At 36.8% G+C, this 14,594-nt stretch carries 18 protein-coding genes; 17 read left to right on the top strand and 1 reads right to left on the bottom strand.

The features are described from left to right. The first annotated feature begins 14 nt into the window (after positions 1-14). The 8 genes from spoIIIAA to AC3WVA_RS02445 are packed head-to-tail and all read left to right on the top strand — an operon-like array spanning position 15 to position 5,242. A complete protein-coding gene (gene spoIIIAA, locus AC3WVA_RS02480; RefSeq protein WP_098519985.1) occupies positions 15-941 on the top strand; it encodes a stage III sporulation protein AA in 927 nt (308 codons plus the stop codon). Next, entirely contained in the window at positions 935-1,450 is a 516-nt protein-coding gene (gene spoIIIAB / locus AC3WVA_RS02475) for a stage III sporulation protein SpoIIIAB (protein ID WP_016086319.1), read from the top strand. Before spoIIIAA ends, spoIIIAB begins: the two co-directional genes overlap by 7 nt. 14 nt (positions 1,451-1,464) lie before the next feature. Further along, on the top strand, positions 1,465-1,668 hold the full coding sequence (gene spoIIIAC / locus AC3WVA_RS02470; protein ID WP_000020914.1) for a stage III sporulation protein AC: 204 nt from the start codon (positions 1,465-1,467) through the stop codon (positions 1,666-1,668). Positions 1,669-1,691: 23 nt separating this feature from the next. Beyond that, a complete protein-coding gene (spoIIIAD, locus tag AC3WVA_RS02465) occupies positions 1,692-2,075 on the top strand; it encodes a stage III sporulation protein AD (protein ID WP_079245909.1) in 384 nt (127 codons plus the stop codon). A gap of 10 nt (positions 2,076-2,085) precedes the next feature. Next, positions 2,086-3,258, top strand: a complete 1,173-nt coding sequence (spoIIIAE, locus tag AC3WVA_RS02460; RefSeq protein WP_000943696.1) for a stage III sporulation protein AE — start codon at positions 2,086-2,088, stop codon at positions 3,256-3,258. Between the two features lie 12 nt (positions 3,259-3,270). Then, positions 3,271-3,903, top strand: a complete 633-nt coding sequence (spoIIIAF, locus tag AC3WVA_RS02455) for a stage III sporulation protein AF (protein ID WP_048531074.1) — start codon at positions 3,271-3,273, stop codon at positions 3,901-3,903. After that, a complete protein-coding gene (gene spoIIIAG / locus AC3WVA_RS02450; RefSeq protein WP_048531071.1) occupies positions 3,893-4,555 on the top strand; it encodes a stage III sporulation protein AG in 663 nt (220 codons plus the stop codon). Before spoIIIAF ends, spoIIIAG begins: the two co-directional genes overlap by 11 nt. 15 nt (positions 4,556-4,570) lie before the next feature. After that, positions 4,571-5,242, top strand: coding sequence for a SpoIIIAH-like family protein (locus AC3WVA_RS02445; protein ID WP_048531069.1), 672 nt, complete (start codon positions 4,571-4,573; stop codon positions 5,240-5,242). Between the two features lie 100 nt (positions 5,243-5,342). Here the strand turns inward: AC3WVA_RS02445 and AC3WVA_RS02440 are convergent, their stop codons facing one another. After that, positions 5,343-5,537, bottom strand: a complete 195-nt coding sequence (locus AC3WVA_RS02440; RefSeq protein WP_048531067.1) for a hypothetical protein — start codon at positions 5,535-5,537, stop codon at positions 5,343-5,345. 470 nt (positions 5,538-6,007) lie between these two features. Between AC3WVA_RS02440 and accB the strand changes: the two genes are divergently transcribed. The 9 genes from accB (at position 6,008) to dxs (ending at position 14,594) form a co-directional block, all read left to right on the top strand. Then, the gene (accB, locus tag AC3WVA_RS02435; RefSeq protein ID WP_048531065.1) at positions 6,008-6,496 is read left to right on the top strand and encodes an acetyl-CoA carboxylase biotin carboxyl carrier protein; all 489 of its coding nucleotides are present in this window, start codon (positions 6,008-6,010) and stop codon (positions 6,494-6,496) included. 16 nt (positions 6,497-6,512) lie between these two features. Beyond that, on the top strand, positions 6,513-7,865 hold the full coding sequence (accC, locus tag AC3WVA_RS02430; RefSeq protein WP_048531063.1) for an acetyl-CoA carboxylase biotin carboxylase subunit: 1,353 nt from the start codon (positions 6,513-6,515) through the stop codon (positions 7,863-7,865). 22 nt (positions 7,866-7,887) lie between these two features. Beyond that, on the top strand, positions 7,888-8,280 hold the full coding sequence (locus tag AC3WVA_RS02425) for an Asp23/Gls24 family envelope stress response protein (protein WP_000807630.1): 393 nt from the start codon (positions 7,888-7,890) through the stop codon (positions 8,278-8,280). 347 nt (positions 8,281-8,627) lie between these two features. Further along, positions 8,628-9,020: a N utilization substance protein NusB gene (nusB, locus tag AC3WVA_RS02420; protein WP_098344888.1), complete on the top strand. Its 393-nt coding sequence runs from the start codon at positions 8,628-8,630 to the stop codon at positions 9,018-9,020. A 23-nt stretch (positions 9,021-9,043) separates the two neighbouring features. Then, positions 9,044-9,904 carry a bifunctional methylenetetrahydrofolate dehydrogenase/methenyltetrahydrofolate cyclohydrolase FolD gene (gene folD / locus AC3WVA_RS02415; protein ID WP_061677468.1) on the top strand — a complete coding sequence of 287 codons (861 nt, stop codon included), beginning with the start codon at positions 9,044-9,046 and terminating at the stop codon, positions 9,902-9,904. Positions 9,905-9,930: 26 nt separating this feature from the next. Beyond that, the gene (gene xseA, locus AC3WVA_RS02410) at positions 9,931-11,289 is read left to right on the top strand and encodes an exodeoxyribonuclease VII large subunit (RefSeq protein ID WP_098344889.1); all 1,359 of its coding nucleotides are present in this window, start codon (positions 9,931-9,933) and stop codon (positions 11,287-11,289) included. Continuing rightward, positions 11,279-11,509 (top strand): exodeoxyribonuclease VII small subunit, encoded by a 231-nt coding sequence (gene xseB, locus AC3WVA_RS02405; protein WP_000428423.1) that lies wholly within the window; start codon positions 11,279-11,281, stop codon positions 11,507-11,509. Before xseA ends, xseB begins: the two co-directional genes overlap by 11 nt. Then, entirely contained in the window at positions 11,509-12,399 is an 891-nt protein-coding gene (gene ispA / locus AC3WVA_RS02400; RefSeq protein ID WP_098344890.1) for a (2E,6E)-farnesyl diphosphate synthase, read from the top strand. The genes xseB and ispA overlap by 1 nt, the downstream gene beginning before the upstream one ends. A gap of 302 nt (positions 12,400-12,701) precedes the next feature. Further along, positions 12,702-14,594 (top strand): 1-deoxy-D-xylulose-5-phosphate synthase, encoded by a 1,893-nt coding sequence (gene dxs / locus AC3WVA_RS02395; protein ID WP_048531055.1) that lies wholly within the window; start codon positions 12,702-12,704, stop codon positions 14,592-14,594.

Here is a 14,594-nt window from a genome sequence, read left to right as displayed (position 1 = left end):
GTGGGGAGAAGCTGATGAAAGAAGTATTAGAAGTTTTACCGAAAACGATGAAGCAGTTAGTGGAAAGTTGTAAGCAGTACGATGCTCTAGAGGAAATCCGTGTTCGAATTGGAAGACCGCTAGAGTGTATTGCTCATGGTGAAGTGTTTTTTTATGACTATGTCGTTACAGCAGAGGATGCGATTTACTTATTGAATAAGTTAAGTCAATTCTCAATTTATACGATGGAAGAAGAATTAAAGCGTGGGTATGTAACACTTCGAGGTGGGCATAGAATCGGCTTAGCAGGAAAAGTCATTACAGAAAAAAGCGCAGTGAAAATGATTCGAGATGTCTCTTCCTTTAATATTCGTATTGCTCGTCAAAAAATCGGAATTGCAGAACCACTTTTGCCGTATTTATATAAATCACGATGGTTAAACACGATGGTAATTGGCCCGCCGCAAACGGGGAAAACAACTCTTTTAAGAGACGTAGCACGATGCATGAGTCAAGGTGTAAGTGAGTCGAAAATTCCTTCTTGTAAAGTGGGAATTGTTGATGAGCGGTCAGAGATTGCTGGCTGTGTGAAAGGCATTCCGCAATATGACTTTGGCACAAGAGTAGATGTGTTAGACGCATGTCCAAAAGCTGAAGGAATGATGATGATGATCCGTTCTATGAGTCCAGATATTTTGATCGTAGATGAAATCGGACGTAAAGAAGATAGTGAAGCAATTATGGAAGCGGTGCATGCTGGGGTTCAGCTTTTTATAAGTGCACATGGATTTTCTTATGATGATGTTGTGAAACGTCCATCACTAAAGGCGGTGCTGGAGCTCGGCATATTTGATAGATTTGTGGAGCTATCAAAAGCAAGAGGGCCGGGAACAGTTATGCAAGTGAAAGATAAGAATGGAAAATCGGTATTACCTCATAGAAAGGCTGAGGGCGTATGGTGAAAATCTTTGGTGCAGTGTTAATCGTTGCGGTCAGCACCTTTTTCGGGTTTTCATATGCTAAAAGATATAGTGAGAGACCGAGGCAACTTAGATTATTAAAAGCGGCGCTTCAATCATTAGAGGCAGAAATTATGTATGGGCATACACCTTTGTCTGAAGCTGCAGAGCGGTTAGTGAAACAAATGCCGAAGCCGTTAAATTGGATATTTCAAAGTTTCGCCAGAAGGCTAGAAAGCGGAGAACAAACAGTAAGAGAAGCTTGGATAGATAGTTTGAAAGAAAATTGGAAGCTAACAGCATTTCAACAAACTGAGTATGAGATTTTGCAGCAATTTGGTGAAACGCTCGGACAACATGATCGTGAGTCACAACAAAAACATATTCGCTTATGTATTACACATTTAGAGAGAGAAGAAGAAGAAGCGAAAGCATTACAACTACAATATGAAAAAATGATTAAGAGCTTAGGGGTACTAGCAGGGCTACTTATCGTAATTTTACTGCTATAGGAGGGAGAAAGGCGATGTCCATTGATGTTGGATTAATATTTCAAATCGCCGGAATCGGCATTGTTTTAGCTTTCATTCATACCGTACTAAAAGAATTAAAGCGTGAGGATATTGCAAATTGGGTTATCCTTGTCGGTTTTGTTGTTATTTTATTTCACGTCGCATTTTTAATTAATACGTTATTCGACAAGATTAAAAGTGTCTTTCTCTTCCAGTAAAGGGGGCGGTTCGCATCGAAATTATACAAATTGTCGGATTAGGCCTCGTTGCTACGTTTTTAGCAGCTGTATTGAATCAGCATAAATCTAGCATTACGTCATTATTTATTGTGTTTGTAGGTAGCGTGATGTTTCTTATTTTAATTGATCAAATTCACGCTATTTTACAAATGATTGAGAGAGTAGCGAGTGAAGCGAAAGTAAGCAACGTATATGTAGAAACGTTGCTAAAAATTATTGGGATTGCTTATATCGCTGAGTTTGGAGCGCAAATTACAAAGGATGCAGGGCAAGGTGCAATTGCTTCGAAAATTGAATTAGCTGGAAAGATTTTAATTCTCGTTATGGCGATTCCTATTTTGACGGTTGTAATTGAAACTATTCTCGGATTTTTACCGACGGGATAAGGGGGAGTGAATGTTGAGGGGCTTTGGAGCTAAGCTGCTATTTGCTTGCTTCCTTTTCTTTTCTTTACCGGTTGTTGTACAAGCTTCTCCTGTAGAAACAAACGTCGTTGATCAACAATTGGATAAGCTCGGAATTGAAGATGTGAAGCAATTTTGGGACGGGCTTGTTACAAAATATGGAGGTTACTTACCAGAGAGTCAAAAAGGTAGTTTTATGGAGTTTGTAAAGGGAGAAAAAGAAATTTCTATAAAAGAGTGGATGCTCGGTTTATTAAAATATTTATTTCACGAACTTGTTGCAAATGGGAAACTACTTGGGACGCTTATTATGCTTACAATTTTTAGTGCATTGTTGCAATCACTACAATCGGCATTTTCAAAGAGTAGTGTAAGCAAAATTGCCGATGCAGTTGTATATATGGTACTCATTATTTTCGCTTTAAACAGCTTTTATGTCGTCATGACATATGCAAGAGAAACGATACAAACAATGGTAGATTTCATATTAGCGTTATTGCCAATCTTGCTTGCACTCATAGCGACAGGGGGCGGCGTTGTATCTGTATCGTTTTTTCATCCGATTATCATCTTCTTAATGAATACGAGTGGGCTTTTGATGAATTATATCGTTCTACCACTTTTATTACTTGCAACGATATTAAGCATTGTAAGTACGATGAGCGATCAATATAAAGTTACGAAATTGTCCAAGCTTCTGCAAAACGTTAGCGTTGGGATTATAGGTATCTTTTTAACAATTTTTTTAGGGGTATTATCTGTACAAGGAACAGCGACAGCTGTTGCTGATGGAATCGCTGTGAAAACAGCTAAATTTGTAACAGGGAACTTTATTCCCGTAGTAGGAAGAATGTTTACCGAGGCAGCGGATACTGTTATTAGTGCATCGGGATTATTAAAAAATACAGTCGGAATTATCGGGCTCGTCATTCTATGCTTAATTGTCGCTTTTCCAGCGATTCAAATTTTTTGTATCGCATTTATTTATAAGTTCGCAGCAGCAGTATTGCAACCAGTTGGCAGCGGAGCAATTATTCAATGTTTAGATATCATTGGCCGAAGCATCATTTATGTATTTGCTTGCTTAGCTATCGTATCGTTTATGTTCTTTTTAAGTATCACAATTATTATTGCTGCGGGGAATATTACACTTATGATGCGGTAGGAGGTGAAGGGTATGCAATTTGTTACAGAGTGGATTCGAAATATTATCGTTTTTTTACTCTTAGCGACAATGCTTCATCTTATTCTTCCAAATTCTAATTTGCAAAAGTACGTTAAATTTGTTGTAAGTCTATTATTAGTTGTTTTAATTTTAACGCCTCTATTTAAATTATTACAAACAGATGTAAATGAAGTAATCGCAAATTTTAATGAAGAGAAGTACGTAGCAGAAGGATCTGTAAAAAATTCAATAGATTCGAAGAAAAAAGAAATACAAGCTTTAACACGTGCATATAGTTTAGAAGAGATGGCTACCAAAATGAAAAAAGAAGTAGGAAAAGAGTTTGAGAAACAGTATGGTATGACAGTCTCTGAAATACAAATAGTCGCAGCGGAAAGCACAGCGGAAGTAAAGTCAGCGAAAGATATTCAATCTGTTGTTGTGACGTTGAAAGAAAAAGAACGTAGTAAAAATGATGCAATCGAAACAGTAAAACCAGTTGAAATTAATACGAAAGAACCACCGAAAAAAGTAGAGGAAGCGAATGTAGAAATGAAAGATTTCTTTTCAAGCAGGTGGCAACTAGAGAATAAACAAATCCAAGTTCAAATGGAAGGGAGGACAGGTAGAGTAAATGGACAATAAAGATAAAAATTCGAAGTTCTCATTTTTTCGAAACTTATTGAATGGGGATGAAAAAGAAAGCAATGAGAAGGGAAAAAAGGTGACACCTAAGTTTTTACTTGTCCTACTCATACTTGGAATTTTGCTTATGTTTTCTAGTAGTTTATTATCGAGTAAAAAAGAAGAAGTACCTGTATTTAAAGAACAAAAAACTCAAAATCAAGAAAAAGACGTACCAACTTTTGGACAAAAAAATAATGATAATATGTCAAATGTAGAAAAGTATGAAAAAGCGTATGAACAAGAATTAAAAGCAGCTTTAGAAGAAATAGCAGGAGTAAAAGATGTAACGATTAAAGTGAATTTAGATTCATCAGAAGAAAAAATATTAGAGAAAAATACTGTGAAACGTTCACAAACAACAGGTGAAACAGATAAAACAGGTGGTAAAAGAGAAGTGGAAGATGAGTCTCTTGATGAAAAGACAGTCATTATACGTGAAGGGGATAAAGAAACTCCCGTTGTTTTACGAACAGAGAAACCGAAAGTGCGAGGTGTCCTTGTCGTAGCAAAAGGAGTGGATAATATACAAGTTAAAGCGATGGTAAAAGAAGCAGTCATCCGGCTGCTAGATGTACCAGCTCATCGCGTTTCAGTATCACCGAAAAATTGATAGGGAGGAAATAAAGTGTTAAAAAAACAAACGGTTTGGTTATTAACGATGTTAAGTTTAGTTGTTGTACTATCTGTTTATTACGTAACAACTCCTGACAAAATGAATACAGCATCACCAGCAACAGGTGAAAAGATTGGACAAGAAAAACAAGGTACTGATAAAGCTGTTACAAATGAAGCACCGAAAGAAACGCCGAAAAAAGAGACTACAAATATGGAAACATCAAATAAAGAAACAAACAAAGAAACAGACAAAAAAGAGAATGCAAACAAGGAAACATCAAACAAAGAAACAAGTAAAAAAGATGCTAACGTAACAGTTCAATCAAGTGATGAAAATTTCACAGCGCTACGTATGCAAATGGAAGATCAGCGAAGTGAACAAAAAGCAAGATTACAAGAAGTGATGAATTCAGCAAAATCTTCAGCAACAGAAAAGAGTAAAGCGAAAGATAACTTTGATGCAATCACTACAATGGAAACGAAGCAAGAACTACTTGAGACAGTAATTAAATCTCAAGGTGGATATAAAGATGCTCTTGTAAGAGCGGATGGAACTGACATTAGAGTCACTGTGAAAGCAGCAAAACATTCACAAAAAGAAGCAAATAAAATTATACAGCTTGTAAGAAGTGAAGGCGGATCAAAAGATGTAGGTGTGAAATTTGATCCACCAACAAAATAAAAATTAATAATCCGCGGGGACATCCCCCGCGGATTATTAATTTTTTGCGAATCGGATTGTTTGAAAATAATTAGATGAAAATAATAATAGAAAAAAGCTATCATTTTCGATAGCTTTTTTCTGTTTCGTCTTTGTAGTTGCTTTTATTATGCTCAACTCGGAATGGAGAAATACGTTGTGAGTAAAAGATTAGTGGTTCATGGTAACGATGATTACTTTTTCCAGATTTGACGTGGATGAAGAGAACGAATGCCCAGACCATTACGGCAGGTAAGAAGAGAATGAGCCATATCATATGTCCACACCTCGATACGATATATTTTCTACACTTTGAACATACTATTCTTATATGAAGGAATGATGAACGACGTGTAAACAAAAAAATAATGTTTGGTAAAAATATATTATTGACTATAGATGAGGTGAAGAATAGAGCGGTAATGATATGGTTAATTTATAGCATTTTGAAAAAGTAAAGAATGTTTTTTAGGAAGTGGTCTTGCCAATTTTGTGTGAAACTTGGTATTATTACTAGGTAATAAATTTTTATTGGAATAATATTTTTACAGGAATTTCGATTTATTATAAAGAAATATAAATTGGAATGTTTAAAAAATTTATCGTAAGATGGAAATAGTAACTATTTCTATTAGTAAATAAAATACATTTTCTAATAGAGTACATCGTATTTTTACAGTCAATCTAGTTTTTATTGACGAGAATCTGTAAAAACGGGACAAACAAGAGTATGGGAGTGGATTTTACATGTTTAAAATTCAAGAAGTTCGTGAATTAATTAAATTAATTGATAGCTCTAATATTGATGAATTTGAATACAAAAAAGATGGTACAACAATCAAAATGAAAAAGCGTGGTAATGAAGTTGTTGCGGTGCAAGCACCTGTAGCGAAACAAGCCGTGCAACCAGTAGCGCCTGTTGAAGTTGAAACAACAGTAGCGGCAGCACAAGTGGAAGTACCAAAACAAGAAGAGAAAAAAGCTGTTCAAAATGAAAACCTACATAAAATTACTTCACCGATGGTAGGTACATTCTATTCTTCCTCTTCGCCTGATACACCTGCATATGTAAGTGTAGGGGATAGAGTATCGAAAGATTCTATCGTATGTATTGTCGAGGCTATGAAATTATTTAACGAAATCGATGCTGATGTAGATGGCGAAATTGTTGAGATTCTTGTTAATAATGGACAGCTTGTGGAGTATGGACAACCGCTATTTCTTGTAAAAGCGTAATAAGGGAGTCTTTGTGATGATAAAAAAAGTATTAATAGCCAATCGTGGGGAAATTGCTGTACGAATTATTCGTGCTTGTAAAGAAATGGATATTGAAACAGTTGCAATTTATTCAGAAGCAGATAAAGAGTCACTTCACGTACAAATTGCTGATGAGGCGTATTGTGTAGGACCAACGATTTCGAAAGAAAGTTATTTAAATTTGACGAACATTATTAGCGTTGCGAAGTTAACAGGCTGCGATGCTATTCATCCGGGATACGGATTTTTAGCAGAAAATGCAGATTTTGCAGAGTTATGTCGTGAATGTAACTTGATTTTTATCGGTCCAAGTCCAGAAGCTATTTCAAAGATGGGCACAAAAGACGTTGCTCGTGATACAATGAAAGAAGCAGGGGTTCCGATTGTACCAGGTTCACAAGGGATTATTAAAAATACCGAAGAAGCGATCGAACTTGCTAATCAAATTGGATATCCAGTTATTATTAAAGCGACTGCTGGTGGTGGCGGAAAAGGTATTCGTGTTGCGCGCCATGAAGAAGAGCTTGTAAAAGGAATTCAAATTACACAGCAAGAAGCTAGTACCGCTTTTGGGAACCCTGGTGTATACTTAGAAAAGTACGTTGAAGATTTCCGCCATGTTGAGATTCAAATAATGGCAGATACACACGGAAATGCCATTCATTTAGGAGAGCGTGATTGTACAATTCAGCGCCGCTTGCAAAAACTATTAGAAGAAAGTCCATCACCTGCACTTGATGAAAATGTTCGCAAGCAGATGGGTGAGGCGGCAGTTAAAGCGGCGGTAGCGGTTGATTATACAGGTGCTGGTACGGTTGAGTTTATTTATGAATATAGAACGAAAAGCTTTTATTTCATGGAGATGAATACGAGAATTCAAGTTGAGCATCCAGTTACTGAAATGGTAACAGGGATGGATTTAATTAAAGAACAAATTCGTGTTGCTTCTGGAGAAAAGTTATCGTTACAGCAAGAAGAAGTACAATTTAATGGTTGGGCAATTGAATGCCGAATTAATGCGGAAAACCCTGCCAAAAAATTTATGCCATCTCCAGGTAAAGTAGAAATGTACTTGCCACCAGGCGGATTTGGTATTCGCGTCGATTCAGCTGTATATCCGGGATATTCAATCCCACCTTTCTATGATTCGATGGTTGCTAAATTAATTGTTCACGGAAAAACACGTGAAGAGGCAATTGCAAAAATGAAGCGTGCACTCAGTGAGTTTGTCGTTGAAGGCGTACATACAACAATCCCGTTCCATTTGCAATTGTTAGATCATCCTGATTTTGTAAAAGGTGAGTTTAATACGAAATTTTTGGAAGAGCATGAACTTGTGACGCAGTGATACATTAAAGGAGGTTTTTTTCATGGCTGAACATATGTTAGATATGGGTCAAGATACAACTCTTGGTAAAGTAGAAATTGCACCAGAAGTAATTGAAGTAATCGCAGGTATTGCAGCTGCTGAGGTAGAAGGTGTAGCGGCAATGCGTGGTAATTTTGCTACAGACGTTGTTGAGAAGTTAGGTAAGAAAAATCATGGTAAAGGTGTAAAGGTTGAATTAGCAAACGAAGATATTATCGTTGACCTTTATGTTGTAATGTATTTTGGCGTAGCAATTCCAGTTGTTGCACAAAAGATTCAAGACAACATTCGCCAAGCACTCTTTACAATGACAGGACTTGAGCCAAAAGAAGTGAATGTTCACATCGTTGGCGTAACATTCGAAACACAAAAAACAGAAATCGAACCAGTGTAAGAATGAAAAAGGTGCCTAGTAACATAGGCATCTTTTTTAACGTTTCATTTCTTCACAAATTAAAACCCTCTAATTATTATACTATTTCAAAAAAAAAGAAATTAAAAAGAAAATGTTTCGTTTTTCCAAAAAACGTACATTGTGATAAGATATGGAACTTGAAGTTAATCTTTTTATTATTTTTCAGCCTTGTAACCCGTGTGTCAAATGATAAATTGTGTTATTATCATTGTATTATAAGGTTGGAAAATCAATGAAAACTGTAAGAGTAAGTGAATTGACGGCTTATAAATTATAATAATATAACAAAGCATAAGGAAAGACTTGAAGCATAAAGGAGAGTTACAATGAAACGTAGGACGGCTAGAGAAAGAGCGATGCAAGCATTATATCAAATGGATATTACAGGTGAATTAGAACCGAAAGTAGCGGTGGAAAACACGCTAGATGAAGGTGAAGAAACAAATGAGTTTCTAGAATCACTTGTAGTAGGTTTTGTAGAAAATAAAGAAGTGATTGATGAAGCGATTCGTCAAAACTTAAAAAAATGGAAGCTTGAGCGTATTAGTATTGTGGATCGCAGTATTTTACGTGTAGCTGTGTATGAAATGAAATACATGGAAGAAATTCCACACAACGTAACAATTAACGAGGCAATTGAAATTGCTAAAACATTTGGGGATGAGGAATCTCGTCGTTTTATTAACGGCGTTTTATCTAATATAAAAGATACAATGTAATTTCTTTAAGGGGGAATCTTAAAATGGTAGCAGTAATCATCAAAGGAAATGAAGTTGCGGAGAAAAAACGAGCACAATTAACAGAAGAAGTTGTGAAGTTGAAAGAGCAAGGGATTGTACCAGGATTAGCAGTTATTCTAGTTGGAGAAGATCCAGCATCTCGTTCTTATGTAAAAGGAAAAGAAAAGGGCTGTGAACAAGTAGGAATCTATTCAGAGCTAATTGAACTTCCTGAAACAATTACGGAGGAGCGTTTGCTTGCTGAAATCGATCGCTTAAATAGCGATGACCGTATAAATGGCATATTAGTGCAATTACCTTTACCAAAACATATTGAAGAAAAAGCTATCATTGAAAGAATTTCACCAGAAAAAGATGTAGATGGATTTCACCCAATCAGCGTGGGACGTATGATGACGGGACAAGATACATTCCTTCCATGTACACCGCACGGTATTGTAGAATTAGTAAAAGAAACAAATCTTGATATCTCGGGAAAACATGTTGTAGTAATCGGAAGAAGTAATATTGTCGGCAAGCCAGTGGGACAATTGTTCTTAAATGAAAATGCAACTGTCACATACTGTCATTCTAAGACGCAAAATATGAAAGAGTTAACGAAGCTAGCTGATATTTTAATCGTAGCTGTTGGACGACCTAAGATGATAACAGCTGACTATATGAAAGAAGGAGCGGTTGTAATCGACGTTGGTGTAAACCGTTTAGAAACAGGTAAACTTTGTGGTGATGTTGACTTTGACAACGTGTTAGATGTTGCTGGTTACATTACACCTGTGCCAAAGGGTGTTGGTCCAATGACAATCACAATGCTTCTTCATAATACTGTTGAATCGGCTAAACGTGCAGGTGTTGTTTGTAAATAATTTGAGTCGGCTATGAGGAGAGAGAAATGGAGAAACAATATTTAACCGTTACAGCGTTAACACGCTATATAAAAACAAAAATAGAATATGATCCGCATTTGCAGTCTGTTTGGTTAAAAGGTGAAATTTCCAACTTTAAAAATCATAGCCGTGGCCACATGTATTTTACATTAAAAGATGAAAATGCAAGAATCGCAGCGGTTATGTTTGCGGGTCATAATCGTAATATTAAATTCAGACCTGAAAATGGGATGAAGGTACTCGTGAAAGGGAAAATCTCTGTTTACGAGGCGAGTGGTTCTTATCAAATTTACATTCAAGATATGCAGCCTGACGGAATTGGAAACCTACATTTAGCTTACGAACAATTAAAGGTTCGTTTAGAGGAAGAAGGATTGTTTTCTCAAGTTTATAAAAAAATAATTCCTCCTTATGCGAAAACAATAGGTGTGATTACGTCGCCAACAGGGGCAGCGATTCGTGATATTATAACAACGATTAAACGTCGTTATCCAATTGGAAATGTTATTGTGTTTCCGGTACTTGTACAGGGGGAGTCAGCAGCTCCCTCAATTGTACAAGCGATTCGTACAGCGAATGAAATGGAAGAGATAGATGTTCTAATAGTTGGGCGCGGTGGAGGCTCTATTGAGGAATTATGGGCGTTTAATGAAGAAATGGTTGCAAGGGCCATTTTTAAGAGTGAAATCCCTATTATTTCAGCAGTAGGCCATGAAACGGACTTTACAATTGCGGATTTTGTTGCCGATTTACGAGCGCCAACACCAACTGCAGCGGCTGAGCTGGCAGCGCCGAATATTATTGAGTTAAAAGAGAAGGTATTACAAAGAACTCTAAGATTGCAAAGAGCAATGAGAGAGTTAGTACATAAAAAAGAAGAAAAACTACAAGTATTGCAAAAATCTTATGCGTTCCGTTATCCAAGACAAGTCTATGAGCAAAAAGAAGAGCAATTGGATAGAGCGTTAGAACAGCTTGTTTTAGCGAAAGAGCGCTATATTGATAAAAAGGTAAATCAGTTAAAACAGCTTTCATTTTATTTAGAGAAGCACCACCCATCTCAAAAGATTATGCAAACGAAGGTAGCGGTTGAAACGTTGCAAAAGCAATTGCAACGAGAAATGCAAACATTACTTCAAACGAAAGAATTTGCCTTTGTAAGAGCTGCTCAAAAACTTGAAGCGTTAAGTCCGCTTAAAGTAATGATGAGAGGGTACGGGCTTGTATATGATGAAGAGAAGCAAGTGTTAAAAAGTGTGAAAGATGTCAGCCTTGGAGATGCTGTTTCAGTTCAATTACAAGATGGAATACTAGATTGTAGCGTATCAGGCATAGAGGAGCGTGAATTGAATAATGGAAAATAAATTAAGCTTTGAAGAGGCAATTTCGCAACTTGAGCATCTCGTTTCTAAGCTAGAGCAAGGTGACGTACCTTTAGAAGAAGCAATTTCTTATTTTAAAGAAGGTATGGAGTTATCTAAGCTTTGTGATGAGAAGTTGAAGAACGTACAAGAACAAATGGCAGTTATTCTTGGGGAAGATGGAGAGCTTGAACCGTTTACTGCTTTAGGAGATGAAGCATAGTGACTGTTGCTTTTGATACTTTTTTGAAAGAAAGTAAAACTTTCGTAGAAGAGAAGCTTGTAAGCTATGCAAATGAATTACAATGTCCAAATGTACTTCGTGAAGCGATGGCATATTCTTTGGAAGCGGGTGGAAAGCGTCTCCGCCCGTTACTTTTATTTGCGACATTACAAGCATTTGGTAAAGAAAGAAATCTTGGAGTAGGTGCAGCTTGTGCTCTTGAAATGATACATACATACTCGTTAGTTCATGATGATTTACCTTGTATGGATGATGATGATTTAAGAAGAGGGAAGCCCACAAATCATAAAGTATTTGGTGAAGCGATGGCAGTTTTAGCAGGCGATGGTTTGTTGACGTATGCTTTTCAAGTTATTATGGCATATGAACAAAAGGAAATCTCTGCTGAGAAAAAGGTAAGACTTGTACTTGAGCTTGCAAAAGCAGCGGGCCCAGAAGGAATGGTTGGCGGACAAGTGGCAGATATGGAAGCGGAAGGAAAACAACTTACGATTGATGAGTTGGAGTATATTCATAAGCATAAGACTGGGAAACTACTTGAATTCGCTGTACTTGCCGGATCGATTCTTTCTGATGCCACAAAAGAACAAGAAGAACAGTTACTTGCGTTTGCAAAATATATCGGCCTAGCTTTCCAAATTCGAGATGATATTTTAGATGTGGAAGGAACCGAAGAAGAGATTGGAAAACCGATTGGTAGTGATGTTTCCAACGAAAAGAGCACATATACGACGTTATTTACTGTAGATAGAGCAAAGGATATTTTAGAAGAAACTATTGCAAAAGCAAAAGATGCTATTGGTTCCTTGCAATTACAAGATGAATATTTATTATCTATTTGCGATTTGATTGCAAAACGTAATAACTAATATAACAGCGTTTTCATTTGTTGAGTCATTCATCATTTTATGATATAAATGTAGGAAAAGGTTTTTCTTTTCTTGTTATTGGCAAAAATATATGTAGATTACATTGCCGTTATCACTTCGTGTTAGCGGCTATTTTTTTCATCGCCTTAAGAAATATGGTTTATAATAGGATTAGGGCGCAATAGACTGGTTAATAGCAGGACAAGGTGAAAAATAAAAAAAGAGAATTTCTTGTTTTGTGTAAATGTTTTTTATAATATTTGACATGTTGACAGATTATGAAATGAAAGTGAGTGATCCATGTGGATCTAACGCAAATTCAAAACCCTAGTTTTTTGAAAGATATGTCTATCGGTGAACTAGAGGGATTGAGTGAGGATATTCGTAAGTTTTTAATTGAAGAGCTCTCTCAAACAGGTGGACATATTGCACCTAATTTAGGTGTAGTAGAACTCACAATTGCTCTGCATAAATTATTTGATAGTCCGAAAGATAAATTTTTATGGGACGTAGGACATCAATCCTATGTACATAAAATTTTAACTGGGCGTGCAAAAGAATTCGGTACATTAAGGCAATATCAAGGTCTATGTGGTTTCCCAAAACGTTGCGAGAGTGAGCACGATGTATGGGAGACTGGCCATAGCTCGACATCATTATCTGCTGCAATGGGAATGGCTCTAGCACGTGATTTAAAGAAAACGAAAGAATATGTTATACCAATCATTGGTGATGGTGCTTTAACAGGCGGAATGGCTTTAGAGGCATTAAACCATATTGGACATGAAAAAACAGACATGATTGTTATTTTGAATGATAATGAAATGTCAATTGCACCAAACGTTGGTGCGCTTCATAATGTACTTGGACGCCTACGTACCGCAGGAAAATACCATTGGGTAAAAGACGAATTAGAGTATATATTGAAGAAAATCCCGGCAGTTGGTGGGAAAGTTGCTGCAACAGCAGAGAAAATAAAAGATAGTCTTAAATATTTACTAGTATCCGGTGTCTTTTTCGAAGAGTTAGGCTTTACGTATTTAGGTCCAGTCGATGGGCACGATTATGAAAAGCTATTCGAAACGTTGCAATATGCAAAGAAAACAAAAGGCCCAGTGCTTGTTCATGTTATTACGAAAAAAGGAAAAGGTTACAAACCAGCTGAGAGTGATGTTATTGGCACTTGGCATGGAACAGGACCTTATAAAATTGAATCAGGTGACTTTGTTAAACCGAAAGAAGTTGCACCAGCATGGAGTGCTGTTGTTAGTGAAACAGTACTTAAATTGGCGAGAACGGATGAGCGTATCGTTGCAATTACACCTGCAATGCCTGTTGGGTCGAAACTTGAGAAATTCCAAAAAGAATTCCCAAATCGTATGATTGATGTAGGTATTGCAGAACAGCATGCTACAACAATGGCAGCAGGTATGGCAACGCAAGGTATGAAGCCATTCTTAGCGATTTATTCAACATTCTTACAAAGAGCATATGACCAAGTTGTTCATGATATATGCCGCCAAAATTTAAATGTTTTCATTGGAATCGATCGTTCTGGTTTAGTAGGAGCAGATGGTGAGACACATCAAGGTGTATTTGATATCTCATTCTTACGTCATTTACCGAATATGGTACTTATGATGCCGAAAGACGAAAATGAAGGGCAACATTTAGTATATACGGCGATGCAATATGAAGATGGACCAATCGCGTTACGTTATGCGCGTGGCAATGGACTTGGTGTTCATATGGATGAGGAATTAAAGACGATTCCAATCGGTTCATGGGAAACGTTAAAAGAAGGTACACAAGCGGCTATTTTAACATTTGGTACGACAATACCAATGGCAATGGAAGCGGCTGAGCGTCTTGAAAAGGCTGGAGTTTCAGTGAAAGTAGTGAACGCTCGCTTTATTAAACCGATGGATGAAGCATATTTACATGATCTCTTAGGAAAAAATATACCGATTTTAACGATTGAAGAAGCTTGTTTAATCGGTGGTTTTGGAACGGGAGTAGTTGAATTTGCGTCTGAGAACGGGTACCATAGTGCGTTAATTGAACGAATGGGTATTCCAGACCGTTTCATAGAGCACGGAAGTGTAACAAAATTATTAGAAGAAATTGGTTTAACGACAGATGCTGTTGTAGACCGTATTCATACAATGATTCCATCAAAACAAAAAAGGGCGTAA

This window comes from Bacillus sp. EB106-04-02-XG92 (assembly GCF_058791995.1).
Note: the sequence above shows the minus strand (reverse complement) of the source record. Positions and strands in the feature narration are given on the sequence as shown.

Bases quoted from the DNA above. Each gene is read 5' to 3' on its own strand.
- spoIIIAG (WP_048531071.1), top strand. From the start codon at position 3,893: ATGGACAATAAAGATAAAAATTCGAAGTTCTCATTTTTTCGAAACTTA.
- accB (WP_048531065.1), top strand. From the start codon at position 6,008: ATGTTTAAAATTCAAGAAGTTCGTGAATTAATTAAATTAATTGATAGC.
- folD (WP_061677468.1), top strand. From the start codon at position 9,044: ATGGTAGCAGTAATCATCAAAGGAAATGAAGTTGCGGAGAAAAAACGA.
- AC3WVA_RS02440 (WP_048531067.1), bottom strand. From the start codon at position 5,537: ATGATATGGCTCATTCTCTTCTTACCTGCCGTAATGGTCTGGGCATTC.
- spoIIIAA (WP_098519985.1), top strand. From the start codon at position 15: ATGAAAGAAGTATTAGAAGTTTTACCGAAAACGATGAAGCAGTTAGTG.
- spoIIIAE (WP_000943696.1), top strand. From the start codon at position 2,086: ATGTTGAGGGGCTTTGGAGCTAAGCTGCTATTTGCTTGCTTCCTTTTC.
- xseB (WP_000428423.1), top strand. From the start codon at position 11,279: ATGGAAAATAAATTAAGCTTTGAAGAGGCAATTTCGCAACTTGAGCAT.
- spoIIIAC (WP_000020914.1), top strand. From the start codon at position 1,465: ATGTCCATTGATGTTGGATTAATATTTCAAATCGCCGGAATCGGCATT.
- accC (WP_048531063.1), top strand. From the start codon at position 6,513: ATGATAAAAAAAGTATTAATAGCCAATCGTGGGGAAATTGCTGTACGA.
- nusB (WP_098344888.1), top strand. From the start codon at position 8,628: ATGAAACGTAGGACGGCTAGAGAAAGAGCGATGCAAGCATTATATCAA.
- spoIIIAF (WP_048531074.1), top strand. From the start codon at position 3,271: ATGCAATTTGTTACAGAGTGGATTCGAAATATTATCGTTTTTTTACTC.
- spoIIIAB (WP_016086319.1), top strand. From the start codon at position 935: ATGGTGAAAATCTTTGGTGCAGTGTTAATCGTTGCGGTCAGCACCTTT.
- AC3WVA_RS02425 (WP_000807630.1), top strand. From the start codon at position 7,888: ATGGCTGAACATATGTTAGATATGGGTCAAGATACAACTCTTGGTAAA.
- xseA (WP_098344889.1), top strand. From the start codon at position 9,931: ATGGAGAAACAATATTTAACCGTTACAGCGTTAACACGCTATATAAAA.